This window comes from Streptomyces sp. G-G2, assembly GCF_030063135.1.
GTDB lineage: Bacteria > Actinomycetota > Actinomycetes > Streptomycetales > Streptomycetaceae > Streptomyces.
This window is the reverse complement of sequence record NZ_JASISO010000009.1, coordinates 128707-141669: the sequence shown is the minus strand read 5'-3', so window position 1 is coordinate 141669 and position 12963 is coordinate 128707. Positions and strand designations below refer to the sequence as shown.

15 protein-coding genes are annotated in these 12963 nt (G+C 73.3%); 8 read left to right on the top strand and 7 right to left on the bottom strand.

Going from position 1 to position 12963, the window contains the following annotated elements:
• The first annotated feature begins 126 nt into the window (after nucleotides 1–126).
• A complete protein-coding gene (locus tag QMF80_RS10260) occupies nucleotides 127–609 on the top strand; it encodes an SRPBCC family protein (protein WP_283451800.1) in 483 nt (160 codons plus the stop codon).
• Nucleotides 610–656: 47 nt separating this feature from the next.
• Here QMF80_RS10260 and QMF80_RS10255 read toward each other — a convergent pair whose 3' ends face one another.
• The gene (locus QMF80_RS10255; RefSeq protein ID WP_283451798.1) at nucleotides 657–956 is read right to left on the bottom strand and encodes a hypothetical protein; all 300 of its coding nucleotides are present in this window, start codon (nucleotides 954–956) and stop codon (nucleotides 657–659) included.
• 304 nt (nucleotides 957–1260) lie between these two features.
• Nucleotides 1261–2406: an L-cysteine desulfhydrase Cds1 gene (gene cds1 / locus QMF80_RS10250; protein ID WP_283451796.1), complete on the bottom strand. Its 1146-nt coding sequence runs from the start codon at nucleotides 2404–2406 to the stop codon at nucleotides 1261–1263.
• A 210-nt stretch (nucleotides 2407–2616) separates the two neighbouring features.
• Between cds1 and QMF80_RS10245 the strand changes: the two genes are divergently transcribed.
• Nucleotides 2617–3237 carry an ATP-binding protein gene (locus QMF80_RS10245; RefSeq protein WP_283451794.1) on the top strand — a complete coding sequence of 207 codons (621 nt, stop codon included), beginning with the start codon at nucleotides 2617–2619 and terminating at the stop codon, nucleotides 3235–3237.
• A 36-nt stretch (nucleotides 3238–3273) separates the two neighbouring features.
• Here the strand turns inward: QMF80_RS10245 and QMF80_RS10240 are convergent, their stop codons facing one another.
• Together QMF80_RS10240 and QMF80_RS10235 are read right to left on the bottom strand one after the other, a co-directional pair.
• On the bottom strand, nucleotides 3274–4512 hold the full coding sequence (locus QMF80_RS10240; RefSeq protein WP_283451792.1) for an ROK family protein: 1239 nt from the start codon (nucleotides 4510–4512) through the stop codon (nucleotides 3274–3276).
• A 43-nt stretch (nucleotides 4513–4555) separates the two neighbouring features.
• Nucleotides 4556–5305, bottom strand: a complete 750-nt coding sequence (locus QMF80_RS10235; protein ID WP_283451881.1) for an alpha-ketoglutarate-dependent dioxygenase AlkB family protein — start codon at nucleotides 5303–5305, stop codon at nucleotides 4556–4558.
• A gap of 54 nt (nucleotides 5306–5359) precedes the next feature.
• Between QMF80_RS10235 and QMF80_RS10230 the strand changes: the two genes are divergently transcribed.
• Both QMF80_RS10230 and QMF80_RS10225 read left to right on the top strand, forming a co-directional pair.
• Nucleotides 5360–6100 (top strand): maleylpyruvate isomerase family mycothiol-dependent enzyme, encoded by a 741-nt coding sequence (locus QMF80_RS10230; RefSeq protein WP_283451790.1) that lies wholly within the window; start codon nucleotides 5360–5362, stop codon nucleotides 6098–6100.
• Between the two features lie 88 nt (nucleotides 6101–6188).
• The gene (locus tag QMF80_RS10225; RefSeq protein WP_283451789.1) at nucleotides 6189–6440 is read left to right on the top strand and encodes a DUF6332 family protein; all 252 of its coding nucleotides are present in this window, start codon (nucleotides 6189–6191) and stop codon (nucleotides 6438–6440) included.
• Nucleotides 6441–6614: 174 nt separating this feature from the next.
• Here QMF80_RS10225 and QMF80_RS10220 read toward each other — a convergent pair whose 3' ends face one another.
• Nucleotides 6615–7115: a DUF4188 domain-containing protein gene (locus QMF80_RS10220; protein WP_283451787.1), complete on the bottom strand. Its 501-nt coding sequence runs from the start codon at nucleotides 7113–7115 to the stop codon at nucleotides 6615–6617.
• A 95-nt stretch (nucleotides 7116–7210) separates the two neighbouring features.
• On the opposite strand from QMF80_RS10220, the gene QMF80_RS10215 reads away from it, so the two are divergent.
• The 3 genes from QMF80_RS10215 to QMF80_RS10205 all read left to right on the top strand — a co-directional run bounded on the left by QMF80_RS10215 (nucleotide 7211) and on the right by QMF80_RS10205 (nucleotide 10124).
• Nucleotides 7211–7858, top strand: coding sequence for a MerR family transcriptional regulator (locus QMF80_RS10215; RefSeq protein ID WP_283451785.1), 648 nt, complete (start codon nucleotides 7211–7213; stop codon nucleotides 7856–7858).
• 103 nt (nucleotides 7859–7961) lie between these two features.
• Entirely contained in the window at nucleotides 7962–8555 is a 594-nt protein-coding gene (locus QMF80_RS10210; RefSeq protein WP_283451783.1) for a TetR/AcrR family transcriptional regulator, read from the top strand.
• A gap of 45 nt (nucleotides 8556–8600) precedes the next feature.
• A complete protein-coding gene (locus QMF80_RS10205) occupies nucleotides 8601–10124 on the top strand; it encodes an MFS transporter (RefSeq protein WP_283451781.1) in 1524 nt (507 codons plus the stop codon).
• A 53-nt stretch (nucleotides 10125–10177) separates the two neighbouring features.
• On the opposite strand, the gene QMF80_RS10200 is transcribed toward QMF80_RS10205, so the two are convergent.
• A complete protein-coding gene (locus QMF80_RS10200; RefSeq protein ID WP_283451779.1) occupies nucleotides 10178–11164 on the bottom strand; it encodes a spherulation-specific family 4 protein in 987 nt (328 codons plus the stop codon).
• 219 nt (nucleotides 11165–11383) lie between these two features.
• Nucleotides 11384–12184, bottom strand: coding sequence for a TetR/AcrR family transcriptional regulator (locus tag QMF80_RS10195; RefSeq protein WP_283451777.1), 801 nt, complete (start codon nucleotides 12182–12184; stop codon nucleotides 11384–11386).
• 171 nt (nucleotides 12185–12355) lie between these two features.
• On the opposite strand from QMF80_RS10195, the gene QMF80_RS10190 reads away from it, so the two are divergent.
• Nucleotides 12356–12814: a nitroreductase family deazaflavin-dependent oxidoreductase gene (locus tag QMF80_RS10190; RefSeq protein WP_283451775.1), complete on the top strand. Its 459-nt coding sequence runs from the start codon at nucleotides 12356–12358 to the stop codon at nucleotides 12812–12814.
• Nucleotides 12815–12963: the final 149 nt, after the last annotated feature.

Genomic DNA, 12963 nt, shown 5'->3' with positions numbered 1-12963 from the left:
CGGACGGCTGACGCTGACATCTGACGATGGGACAGATATGGTGACGCGCGCCGGAGTTCACGCAGCCGGTAGCGCACCGCACCCTGATGACCCCTCGCCGCCGCCTCACCACCCCGGGAGTACCGCATGGCCCGCCGACTGCGCCCCGTGGGGCTGGACTTCACCGAGACCGCGCCGGTACGCATGGTCTTCACGGCCGAGGCCAAGGCATCACCGGAGTCGGTGTACCGGGCGCTGGCCGAGGACGTGACGGGCTGGCCGTCCTGGTTCCGGGCGGTGTCCCTCGCCCGGCCGACGCACGGCGGCGCGGGGCGGGAGATCAAGCTGCTGGGCGGGGTCCGGTTCCAGGAGACGATCATGGCGGCGGACGCCGAGCACCGCTACGCCTACCGGGTGGACGAGACCAACGCACCAGGCGTGCGGGCCCTGTTGGAGGAGTGGCTGCTGACCGCGTCCGGCGCCGGCACCCGGGTGCGGTGGACCTTCGCGGCCGACGGCTCCGCGCCGTTCCGGCTGGGCCTGACCGCCGCCCGGCCCGGGCTGGGCCACTCCTTCCGGACGGCGGTCCGGACCCTCGACAGCCGCCTGAGCAGGGCCGGGCACTCCTAGGAGGCCGCGTCACCGGGTTCTTCCGGGGACGCACGGGTGTCCGGTCGTCAGGTGGTCGGATGCCGGGCGACCCGGTCGCCGTATCCGCCCGCCTCCCAGACCTGGACCCGGAACTCCCGCAGGTTCAGGGCCGGTCCGCGGTCCTCGCCGGACCGGGCGAAGTAGACGCGGGCGCACCGGGCGCAGAACCAGCCGTCGGACCAGACGCGTTCGGCGGCGGCCCGGCCCGCCTCGGCCCGCCTGCGCACACGCAGTTCGTACCGGTTGAGAGCGAAGAACAGCACCACGGCGGCCAGCAGCGCGAGCCCCGAGATCCAGGCGAGGTAGGCCATGGGCAGTTCGGTCACGAACCGGCGGTCACCATGGTCCTGTTCGACCCACCAGCCCCCGCCCTCGCGCCCGAACCAGCCCCCGGCGATGGCGCCTCAGACGAACGTTCCGATCGCGACCAGGACGAGTGAGCCCCCACGCATCCCACGGAGTCGGTCTCCGGCCCGTACGCCCCGCCCTCGTCCTTGCCCGGCATGGATCCCCCCACAGGCTCGCCGCCGATCACGCGTCCGGAGCGTCCGCGCGCTCCGGAGCGTCCGCCCACAGCCTAAGGGCTGTCCCGGGCCCGCCCAGGGTCCGTTCGTCAGGGTGGTGGCACGGTCAGGCCCCGGGTTCGTGCCAGCTGCCCGAGGCCAGCAGGGTGTCGATCGTCTCCGCGTACGGGGCGAGGACCAGGCCCTGCGCGTCCACCCACTCGTCCGAGTAGTACTTGTCGAGGTAGCGGTCGCCCGGGTCGCACAGCAGGGTGACGACACTGCCCGTGCGGCCCTCCGCCACCATCTCCGCGACGATCTTCAGGGCGCTCCACAGGCCGGTACCGGTCGAGCCGCCCGCCTTGCGGCCGATCGCCCGCTCCAGCGCGCGGCAGGCCGCGACGCTCGCCGCGTCCGGGACCTTCATCATCCGGTCGATCGCACCGGGCACGAAGCTCGGCTCCATCCGGGGGCGCCCGATGCCCTCGATGCGCGAGCCGCAGTCGCTGCTCGCCTCCGGGTCGTGGCGGGTCCAGCCGTCGAAGAAACAGGAGTTCTCCGGGTCCGGGACGCAGATGCGGGTGTCGTGCTGCATGTAGTGCACGTAGCGGGCGATGGTCGCCGAGGTGCCGCCGGTGCCCGCGGTGGCGACGATCCAGGTGGGCTCGGGGTACCGCTCCAGACGCAGCTGCTGGTAGATCGATTCCGCGATGTTGTTGTTGCCCCGCCAGTCGGTGGCGCGCTCGGCGTAGGTGAACTGGTCCATGTAGTGGCCGCCGGTCCGGGCCGCCAGGTCCGCCGACTCCGCGTACATCTTCATCGAGTCGTCGACGAAGTGGCATTCCCCGCCGTGGAATTCGATCAGGCGGCACTTCTCCGGGCTGGTCGTGCGCGGCATCACGGCGATGAACGGGACGCCGATCAGCTTGGCGAAGTACGCCTCCGAGACGGCGGTGGACCCGGAAGAGGCCTCGATCACCGGGCGGCCGGGCCGGATCCAGCCATTGCAGAGGGCGTACAGGAACAGCGAGCGGGCGAGCCGGTGCTTGAGGGAGCCCGTCGGGTGGGTCGACTCGTCCTTGAGGTAGAGGTCGATGCCCCACTCCTCGGGCAGCGGGAACCGCAGCAGATGCGTGTCGGCGGAACGGTTGGCGTCCGCCTGGACCTTGCGGACCGCTTCCTTCAGCCAGGCCCGGTAGTCGGCGTCGCTTCGGTCGACGTCGACGGTGGTGGCCGTCGTACCGGTGGTGCCCGTCGTACCGGTGGTGCTCATGCGCCTTGCTCCTCAGTCGTTCCGCGGCCCCCCTGCTTTCGCAATGTACCCCCCTCACCTGCACAAACAGTCACTTTGGGGTTCCATGCAGATGCCTTTTGGGCCGCCATTTCGTCGCCTTCGGTTGCACGGCGGCGCACCGTGGGTGACTCTGGTGGGGCGTCACAGAGGGTGCAGCACCCGTAACACTTATGTCGGGGAGTCGCAGCCGTGATCAGTCATCCACGCAGGCACTGCGTCGTCGCACTACAGGCCCTGCCGCCTCGGATAGGCCAGGTCCGAAGAATCGTTTCAGCACAACTGCGCCACTGGCAGCTCGATCCGCTCATAGACCGGGCCGCGCTCGGCGTGACGGAGCTGCTGAGCAACGTCCACCGCCACGCGCGGCCCGACAAGGCCTGCCGGGTCGAGATCGAGCTGCGGCTCGGACGGCTCACCGTGTCGGTCCACGACAATGATCCCACCCTGCCGGTGGCCCGCGCGGCGGACCAGCTGGACACCTGCGGGCGCGGGCTCGCGCTCATCGAGGCGGTCAGCGAGTCCTGGGGCGCCCGCCCGGAGCCGGACCGCCCCGGCAAGGTGGTGTGGTTCTCGCTCCGCGCCGCTCCGGCGCCGACCTTCGCCCCGGCCCCTGATCCGGCCGTCGCCGCCGCCCCCGCTCAGGCCCTGACCGCGGCCCTGGCCACGACCCTCGCCCCGGACCCCGCCGCGGCCTCCCCGCTGGTGACGTGCACGGTCCGGGTGCGGGCGCCGGACGAGGCGCCGGAAGCCGCGCCGGAGCCCGCGGTGGGCGCCGCGGCCGTGGGCGCCCTGGGGCCCGTACCGGGGTGACCGGACGCCGAGGATGCCGCGGGCCCGGCGGCCGGGTCAGACCGCCGCCCCCAGCGCCCCGAGCGGGTCGTCCAGTACGGGCTGCCAGGCCAGCTCGGCCGCGCCCACCAGACTGTTGTGGTCCAGGGTGCACGGCAGGATCGGAACGCCCCCGCTGCGGCCCCACAGGCTGCGGTCCGCGACCACCGCGCGCAGCCGCTCCGGGTCGGCGCGGAGCAGCTCGCGGTGCAGGCCGCCCAGGATGATCCGGTCCGGGTTCAGGATGTTCACCAGTCCGGCGAGCCCGAGCCCGAGCCGGTCGATGAGCTCCTCGGTGGCCGCCCGTACGGACGGGTCGGCGTACTCCGCGCGCAGCAGGTCACGGGCCTGCTGGAGCAGCGAGACCTCGGGGCCCGGGGTGCGGCCCGCCGCCGTCAGGAAGGCCAACGGGTCCGCCTCCACGTCCAGGCAGCCGCGGCTGCCGCAGTGGCAGGGCCTGCCCTCCGGGTTGACGGTGAGGTGGCCCACCTCCAGGGCCAGGCCCGAACTCCCGCTGTGCAGACGGCCGTCCAGGACCAGCGCCCCGCCGACGCCGCGGTGGCCGGTGGCCACGCAGAGCAGGTGCTGGGCGCTGCGCCCGGCGCCGTGACGGTGTTCGGCGAGGGCGGCGAGGTTGATGTCGTTGCCGGTCAGGGCGGGGCCCTCGATCCCGGCGGCCCGGACGCACTGCGCGAAGATGGACCGCACCGGCGAACCGGCGGGCCAGGCCAGGTGCAGCGGGTTGAGCGCCGTACCCTCCGGCTCCGCGACCGCCGACGGCACGGCGAGGCCCGCGCCCACGCAGCGTCGGCCGCTCTTCGCGAGCAGCGCGGCGCCCGAGGCGACGACCGCGCCGAGGACCTGGGCCGGATCCGCGGAGACCCTCACCTGACCGGGTGCGGTGGCCACGATGCGGCCGCCGAGGCCGACCAGCGCGGCCCGGAACCCGTCCGGGTGGACCTGGGCGGCGAGCACCACGGGCCCGTTCTCGTCCACCGACAGCCGGTGCGAGGGGCGGCCCTGCGTGCCGCCCGCGCCGCCGGGGCTGGAGTCGACGCGGATCAGGCCGAGCGCCTCCAGTTCGGCGGCGACGGCCCCGGCGGTGGCGCGGGTCACGCCCAGTTCGGCCGTGAGGACCGCGCGGGTCGGGGCCCGGCCCGTGTGCACCAGTTCCAGCGCCGGGCCGAGCGCGCCCCGGCCCCGTTCCAGCTTGGTCCGCGTGGACGCCGTGGTCACATCCCCGGTGTTGCCGTTCATGACAGCGATCCTCGCATGATCGGCAGGCCGCGGGCGCCGCCGCTCAGCCGAGCCCGCCGACCCGGAGGGTGATGTTCAGCCGCCCGGTCAGGCCCAGCGCGGGCGGGCCGGTCCCCGGCAGGACCTTGGGCACCGCGTGATAGGCCCTTCGGGCCGGACCGCCGAAGACGAACAGATCGCCGCTGCGCAGCTCGACGTCCCGGTACGGGCGCCCGCGCGAGACGGTGTTGCCGAAGCGGAAGACGCAGCTGTCCCCGAGGCTGAGGGAGACGACCGGGGCCGTGGAGCGCTCCTCGGCGTCGCGGTGCATGCCCATGCGGGCGTCGCCGTCGTAGAAGTTGATCAGCGCGATGTCGTACGGCTCCGCCACCCACGCGGCCTCCGCCGCCCCCGCGCCCCCGGCCCGCTCGGCCGCCGTCCGCTCGGCCGCCGTCCCCTCACCCGGCATCCCCTCCCCCGCCCAGCCCGCGGCCCCGCCCGCCCCGGCCGCGGCCACGGCTTCCCGGGCCAGCTCGGCGAGCAGGGTGGGCATGGGCTTCACGGGCGCCCCGTCACCGTCCACGGCGGTACGGGCGTAGCCGTACGGGTACCAGTGCAGCCCGAGGCAGACCTGGCGTGCGGTCATCGTCCCGCCGCCGGGGGTCCGTACCGTGCGCAGCCCGGCGGGCGGCCGCGCCCAGACGCGGCAGGCGGCCAGCAGCGCGCGCTGGCGGTCGGGGCCGAGCCAGTCGGGCACGTGGACCGCGCCCGGGGCGATCTCGGTCCGCTCGCGCGGGAAGAGTTCCGGCGGGATGAGGGGTGGCCGCTCCATCCCCCCATTGTCGGACTCCGGTGGCACACTCGCCGCATGGAGATCATCGAGCACCTGAAGACACTTGAACGAGACGGGCAGTTGCTGGCCGACGCGGCCGACCGGGCGGGCCCGGACGCCCCGGTGCCGACCTGTCCCGAGTGGCGCGTGGCCGACCTGCTGCGGCACACGGGAACGGTCCACCGCTGGGCCGCCGGGTACGTCGCGGGCGGCCTGACCGAGCCCGTGGGGTTCCCCGAGGAGCCGGAGCTGACCGGCGCCCCGCTCGTGTCCTGGTTCCGCGAGGGGCACGCGGCGCTGGTGCGGACCCTGGCCGAGGCCCCGGCCGACGTCCGGTGCTGGACCTTCCTGCCGACGGATCCGCCGTCGCCCCTGGCCTTCTGGGCGCGCCGCCAGGCGCACGAGACCTCGGTGCACCGGATGGACGCGGAGGCCGCGCTCGGCATCGAACTCACCTCGCTGGAGGCGCGGTTCGCGGCCGACGGGGTGGACGAGGTACTGACCGGGTTCCACGCCCGGCCGCGCAGCCGGGTACGGACCCCGGAGCCGCGGGTGCTGCGGCTGCGGACCTCCGACACGGCCGAGGTGTGGACCGTACACCTGTCGCAGGAGCCCGCCCGGACGGAACGGGGCGAGGCGGGCCCGGCGGACTGCGAGGTGACGGGCGAGGCCGCGTGGCTGTACACGGCGCTGTGGAACCGCGCGCCGCTGGACGGTCCCGGGGTGAGCGGCGACGCGTCGCTCGCCCGGCTGTGGCGCGAGAGCGCCGGGATCTGAGGACCCGAGTAGCCGCCTTCCCCGCACGGCAACTCGGGCCGCGCGAGGCGGGGTTGTCGCCGTCCGGGCACGCTGTGACACTGCCCGCATGGAGCGACGCACACAGGCGGACCGGGATGCGATCACCATCGAGATCGGCTACGCGTTCGTCAGCGCGAGCCTCGCCGCCGCCCTCGCGTTCGGAGCGGTCGCGGGGCCCGCGCTGGCCTTCACACTGCCCGACGCGGTGACCCGGGCGCTCAAGGTGGCGGGCGGGGTGCTCGCGGCCGTGGTGTTCCTGCTCCGCGTGACCCACCTGCTGTGGCGGTTCGCCCGACGGCCGGAGCACGACGGCCGCTGAGGCCGCCGACCCGGCTCGGCCCCGTCGAGCCCCGCACGGCCCGACCCGGTCGGCGTACGGGCGGGGCGGCCGCGGCGTGCCGGGGAGCGGGCAGCGCACGGGGGGGGCGGGCGGCCCGTCCCCCCGCGGCGGGCCGTCCGCTCCCCGATGCCGGTGGGCGCGGGCTGTGGGGCGTCAGCCGTCGGCCTCGGCCCCCCGGGCGAGGCGTTCGCGCGCCGTCACCCCGCGCTGCTCGACCGGCAGCACCCCGGTGGCGGCTGCCAACCCGTACAGCGGCATGTCCCCGTAGATCGACTCGTACGAGCCGGGCTGGACGACGTACGTCTCGTGCCAGATCCCCACGTGCATGCGGGTGCCACGCTCGAAACGGTTGATCATCGCCCACGCCTTGTGGTGCAGCCGGTCGGGCGCGGCCGCGTACTCCAGCAGCTTCTCCTTGGACTCCCAGTACTGGACCACGTAGTACGTGCGCGGCGAGCCGCTCAACAGCTGGTAGCCCATCAGCCCGCTGCCCTTGATTCCGGACAGCTCGCGCAGCATCCGGAGCATTCCGGTGAACACCGGCATCCAATGGCGCGGCGCCCGGAAATGATTGATCCGCATGCCGATGAGGAAGACGACGACCTCCCCCTCGGCGGCGGCGGTGGTGCGGCCGGGAATCGGCTTGGCGAACATGCCACCCTCCCTACTGGATAGTGCAACTATCCTTCCCCATAGGATAGTTGCACTATTCAATACGACTCACAAGAGGGCACGGGAAAGGACGGCGGATGCGTCTCGCGGACCTGAGCGAGCGGAGCCAGGTCTCGCTCGCCACCATCAAGTACTACCTGCGCGAAGGCCTGTTGGCGCCGGGTCGCCGGATCAACGCCACGCAGGCCGAGTACGACGAGTCGCACCTGCGGCGGCTGCGGCTGGTCCGGGCGATGATCCAGGTCGGCCGGATCCCGGTCGCCACCGTGCGCGAGGTACTGACCCAGGTCGACGACGATTCGCTCGGCCGGGCCGTCCGGCTCGGCGCCGCGCTCTGGACCCTGCCACGGGCCACCGAGCCCGATCCGGACGACCCTGCGACGGCCGCCGCCCGAGAGGAAGTCGACCGCCTGCTCGCCGGGCTCGGCTGGAACCACGCGGCCGAGATCAGTGGACGCTCGCCCGTCTACCGCGAACTAGTGTCCCTGGTGGCCTCGCTGCACCGGCTGGGGTACCCGCTCGACGCGGCCGAACTCATCCCGTACGCCCGACAGATGGAGCAGACCGCGCTCCACGATCTGGACCGGATGGAACGGCTCGGCACGCCGGTGGAACAGGTGGAGATGGCGGTCGCCGGGGCCGTGCTGTTCGAACCGGTCCTGCTGAGCCTGCGCCGCCTGGCCCAGGAACAGCACACCATCCGGCGCTTCGGCTTCGAGGACTGATCCGACCGGGCCACCCACGGGGGCGCAGGGGGTGCAGGTGGTGCAGATTTGCTTCAAGTGAGACATGTTTGTATCGTTTGAGGCGAAGGAGGCTCAATCCGCCATGGTGCACGACGAAGAAGTGCTCGACGGCGCGGCCCGCGTTCTCGCGAGCGATCACAGTGCCTCGATGGCGCACATCGCCGCGGGCATCGGTACCAGCCGCGCCACCCTGACCCGCCGCTACGCGACCCGCGAGGCACTCCTCAAGGCCGTCGCCGTCCGGGCCATCCAGGTGATCGACGGCTGCCTGACCCATGCCGACCTGCCCGAAGGCGCCGCGGACTCCCGGGCCACCGGGGACACCGGGGACACCGAGGGCTTCGACTCGGCGCTGGAGCGGCTGATCGCCGACCTGCTGCCCGCCGTGCACCTATACGGCTTCACCTCGCGCGATACGACCGTCCTCGCCGACCCCGAGTTCCGGGCGGGCATCGAGTGCCAGGACCAGCGTGCGCTGGTCTTCCTCGCGCACGGCCAGCGGCTCGGCCGGATCCGCGCCGACATGCCGCCGTACTGGATCTGGTACTCGCTCTGGGGCCTGCTCGACGCCGCCGCCGAGGGCGTCCGCGACGGCCACCTCGCGCCCCGCGAGACCGTCCGGCTGGTCCTCGCCTCCTTCCTCGGCGGCACCCGGCCCCCGGCCGCGCAGCGCTGATCCCCGCAGGCCCCACACCCCCGCACCACCGTGAACGGAACCCCCATGCGCACCCCCGCGCGGGACCCGCGCCGCTGGATCGTGCTCGCGATCCTCTCCGGCAGTCTCCTGCTCATCTCGATGGACACCACCATCCTGAACGTGGCGTTCCCCTCGCTCGTCGGCGACCTCCAGCCGGGCGCCGTCCAGCAGCTGTGGATCATCGACGTCTACGCGCTCGCCCTGTCCGGCCTGCTCGTCACGGCGGGCGCCCTGGGGGACCGCTGGGGCCGCAAGCGGCTGCTGATGGCGGGCTTCGGCATCTTCGCGGTCGCCTCGCTCATCGCCGTCTTCTCCACCGAGGCCTGGCACGTCATCGCCGCCCGCGCGCTGCTCGGCGTCGGTGGCGCGGCGATCATGCCCTCCACCCTGTCCATCCTGCGCAGCGTCTTCACCGACGCCAAGGAGCGCGCCTTCGCCCTCGCCGTCTGGGCGGCCGTCTTCGGCGGTGGCATGGCCTTCGGCCCGGTGGTCGGCGGGCTGCTCGTCCAGGACTACGGCTGGCACTCCGCCTTCCTCCTCAACCTCCCCGTCACCGCCGTCATCGTCGCGGCCGGACTGCGCTACCTCCCCGAATCCCGTTCGCCGCGCGCCACCGGCCGCTGGGACTGGTGGGGCGTCGGCCAGTCGATCATCGGCATGCTGGCCCTCGCGGGCGGCATCAAGCAGCTCGGCAAGAGCGGCGTCGCGGATCCGCTGCCCTGGGCGCTGCTCGCCCTGGCCGCCGTACTGCTGACCGTCTTCGTACGCCGCCAGCTGCGGCTGGACGATCCCCTGCTCCAGGTCCGGCTGTTCGCCAAGCCGGCCTTCAGTGTGGCCGCCACGGCGATCTTCCTGCCCATGGTGGGCATGGGCGCGATCCTGTTCCTGGTCACCCAGTGGTTCCAGTACGGCCAGGGCTACACCCCGCTGGAGGCGGGCCTGCGCCTGCTGCCCGCGCCGCTCTCGCTGATCTGCGCCTCGATGGTGGCCCCGGCCCTGATGCAGCGGTTCGCGATCCGGCACGTGCTCGGGGCCGCTCTGGTGGTCCTCGCCGCGGGCATGGCCCTGCCCTGGGTCTTCCAGCGGTTCACCGAACTCGGCTATCCCGCCTTCGCCGCGGCCCTGACCGTCATGGGCCTGGGCGCGGGCCTCGCCACCACGGTCGCCTCGGTGACCCTGATCTCCACCGCGCCCGCCGACGAGGTCTCCAGCGCGGCCGCCATCGAGGAGACCTGCTACGAACTGGGCTCGGCGATGGGCGTCGCCATCCTCGGCTCCACCGCCGCCGCGCTCTACCGGAGCAACCTCCCGGCCCTGGACCTGGACGACGCGACGATGAGCGCCGTACGGGGCTCCGTGGGAGAGGCCGCGCACACCGCGGAGCTCCTCGGCGGCAGCCTCGGCCAGACCCTGATCGAGGCCGCCTCGCACGCCTACACCCTGGCCATCACCCCGGCGTTCCTGCTGGCCGGAGGCCTGGCGGTGGTCGCTGCGGCCACCACGTGGACCCTGATCCCGCACGACCTGCGGCCCACGGAGAACCACTAGCGATCAGGGTGGTCCGCCGCCAGCCGCGTCCCCAACCTCACAGGGCAATACACCTAGCCCAGGGCCGCGGCGTAGCTGGTCTGGGGGCCGAACGCCCAGGCCGGGGTGGCGTTCCAGGGGTTGGGCATGGCCGTGCTCGTGGCGTAGGCGTAGCCCGCGCCGCGCGTGAAGGCGGTCTGGAGGGCGGCGCGCATCGCGGTGGCGGACGGCACGTCGTGGATCAGGTGCCAGAACGCGGTACCGCTCGGGTCGAGTTCGGTGCCCGGCCGGTAGCCCGTCGTCTCGTTGAAGACGTTCCCGCCGAGCCAGCCGCCTCCGGTGTAGGCGGCGTAGGTGTCCTCGTAGGTGACGAAGATGTCGGCGGTGCGGTGGCCGGGTTCGAGGTAGCAGTCGGCGATGGCGGTGCCCGGGTTGTCGACGACCAGGTCGGGGGCGTCGGGGTCGACCGCCTGCATGGCTTCCTCGACGTAGCGGTGGTAGCCGGCGTAGAGGTCGCGCGTGGCGTTGGCGGGCCCGCAGTCGCGGCTGACGACGTCGAAGAAGATGCCGTCGACGTGGAGCCTGCCGTCGGCGGTCTTGAGGTAGTTGTCCACGGAGGCCCTGACCTCGGCCGGGGGCCGGTTGCCGTGGTCGGTGTGGACGTAGCCGAGGACCTTGGTGCGTTCGCCGTTGGTGGTGGTACCGCCGCGTAAGACGTCGGCTCTGGCCTGCCACGGAGCGCCGAAGGGGGCATCGCCGTTGCCGGGGTTGAGGACCACAACGGAGGCGGCCGGTCCGGTGGCGGTCAGCTCGTTGAGCATCTGATCGTTCGCCCATACGTAAGCCGGTACGGCGACCTCCAGGCCCCGCACCCCCGGTATCCGGGCCCGGATCGGCCCGGTCGGTCCGGGGGCGGGCGCGAGCCGCTCGGCCGACGGGGCCGAATGGCCGGGGGCGGACTCCGTACTCGACGCGGCCGAGCAGACGCTGGGCGCGGGGGCGGCCAGGACGGCGGTCACCAGGACGGCGTAGAGCGCCCTCGCCGTTCGGGTGGTGAGCATGATGAATCGTCCTCCGGCAGGCGTCTGGGCGGCTGGGCACCGACGCGAGGAAGACTAGACGGGCCGCGGTCCGGGGGTGGGAGAACCGGTTCTCTTCATACGAGGAACAGAAAAGCGACTTGTCGCCTTGTCATGTGATCCTCCGGCACATCCGTGCCGAAGCCGCGGCACGCGTACCGGACGCGCGCCGCGCGCACGCCGCATGCGCGTTGCGCCGCATCACGTGGCGAGCAGGCCGACCCCGTGGGCGAGCTGTCCCGCGGCGTGCGCGAAGAACGCGTCGCGCTCCTCGACCACCCGGTGGAACTGTCCGAACAGCTCGAAGGAGATCAGGCCCACCAACTGCGCCCAGGCGGCCACCAGGGCGGGCGCGACCGCGGGCGGCAGCCCCGTGGCGAAGTCCTCGGTCATCCGCGTCGCCTCGGAGCGCAGCCCCGGCGGCAGCGGAGGCAGGGCCAGCCCGGGACCTTCGTAGGCGGCGCGGGCGATCGCGATGAGGGTGTTCCCGACCCGGGAGGCCGGGCCGATCGTGGACGCGGGGGCGGAGTAGCCGGGGACGGGGGACCCGTAGATGAGGGCGTACTCGTGCGGGTGGGCCAAGGCCCACCCCCGTACCGCTCCGCACACCTCCACCCACTGCTCCCGCGGCGTGGCGGTGGCCGCGCCGCCTGGACCCGCGGCGCGACCGGCCGCGGAGTTGGCCGAGGCGCCGACGGCCGAGGCACGGCCGGCCGCGCCGGGGGCCGCGGCGCCGGTGGCCGTCTGGGCGGTACGGGCGTACGCGGCCTCGGCGGCGGCACCGAGGCTGTCGTACGCGTCCACGATGAGCGCGGTGAGCAGGTCGTCGCGGCTCGGGAAGTAGCGGTAGAGGGCGGACGAGACCATGCCCAGCTCGCGGGCGACGGCGCGCAGCGAGAGTCTCGCGGCGCCCTCGGCGGCCAGTTGGCGGCGCGCCTCGTCCTTGATGGCGGCGGTGATCTCGATGCGGGCCCGTTCCCTGGCCCCTCGCACGGTGCTCATGCGGATCAGTGTGCCATGCATCCGGAGCACCGCCCAAGAACGAGACTGCCAATCTATTTCGAGAGCGCTGCTCTTGCTTTAGTGCGGCGATACGCGCACACTGTTGTCAAGCGAGAGCGCCGCTCTCGAAGTAGAGCACCAGAACCGGCACACAGCGCCCCGGAGGCCCCGATGAGCACTCCCGCCCCCTACTACATGAAGGCCAGCGCGTTCGGCACCCGTTTCAACGCCCTCTTCGGCAGGCTGGCCCGTCTCGGCATCAGCCTCGCCGGGAGCGCCGAGCTCTCGGTCCGCGGCCGGAAGTCCGGCGAGATGCAGCGGATTCCGGTCAACCCGTACACGGACCACGGCGCGCAGTACCTGGTCTCGGCCCGCGGCCACTCCCATTGGGTGCGCAACATGCGGGCCGCGGGCGGCGGCGAGCTCCGGGTGGGCCGCCGGGTCCGATCCTTCACCGCCGTCGAACTGACCGACCCCGCCGAGAAGGCCGTCGTCCTGCGCGGCTACTTGGTGAAGTGGGGCTGGGAGGTCAACCGGTTCTACCAGGGCGTGACCGCGAACTCCTCCGAGGAGGAACTGCGCACGGCCTCCGCCGACCACCCCGTCTTCCGCATCACGGTGGCGGACTGACCGGGCCCGGACCCGGCAGCCCGGCGCGGCGCCCCGGCCGCCGCGGCCGACCCCGCCCTCAGCCCGGCGCGGCCGCCCCTGACCTCGCGTCGACCGCCGACCGCAGCCCGGCCGCCACCCCAGACCCCGCGCCCCGCGCAGGCCACCAC

Coding starts and splice junctions, on each gene's coding strand:
- QMF80_RS10260 (WP_283451800.1), top strand. CDS start 127: ATGGCCCGCCGACTGCGCCCCGTGGGGCTGGACTTCACCGAGACCGCG.
- cds1 (WP_283451796.1), bottom strand. CDS start 2,406: ATGAGCACCACCGGTACGACGGGCACCACCGGTACGACGGCCACCACC.
- QMF80_RS10240 (WP_283451792.1), bottom strand. CDS start 4,512: ATGAACGGCAACACCGGGGATGTGACCACGGCGTCCACGCGGACCAAG.
- QMF80_RS10230 (WP_283451790.1), top strand. CDS start 5,360: ATGGAGATCATCGAGCACCTGAAGACACTTGAACGAGACGGGCAGTTG.
- QMF80_RS10225 (WP_283451789.1), top strand. CDS start 6,189: ATGGAGCGACGCACACAGGCGGACCGGGATGCGATCACCATCGAGATC.
- QMF80_RS10220 (WP_283451787.1), bottom strand. CDS start 7,115: ATGTTCGCCAAGCCGATTCCCGGCCGCACCACCGCCGCCGCCGAGGGG.
- QMF80_RS10215 (WP_283451785.1), top strand. CDS start 7,211: ATGCGTCTCGCGGACCTGAGCGAGCGGAGCCAGGTCTCGCTCGCCACC.
- QMF80_RS10210 (WP_283451783.1), top strand. CDS start 7,962: ATGGTGCACGACGAAGAAGTGCTCGACGGCGCGGCCCGCGTTCTCGCG.
- QMF80_RS10205 (WP_283451781.1), top strand. CDS start 8,601: ATGCGCACCCCCGCGCGGGACCCGCGCCGCTGGATCGTGCTCGCGATC.
- QMF80_RS10200 (WP_283451779.1), bottom strand. CDS start 11,164: ATGCTCACCACCCGAACGGCGAGGGCGCTCTACGCCGTCCTGGTGACC.
- QMF80_RS10195 (WP_283451777.1), bottom strand. CDS start 12,184: ATGAGCACCGTGCGAGGGGCCAGGGAACGGGCCCGCATCGAGATCACC.
- QMF80_RS10190 (WP_283451775.1), top strand. CDS start 12,356: ATGAGCACTCCCGCCCCCTACTACATGAAGGCCAGCGCGTTCGGCACC.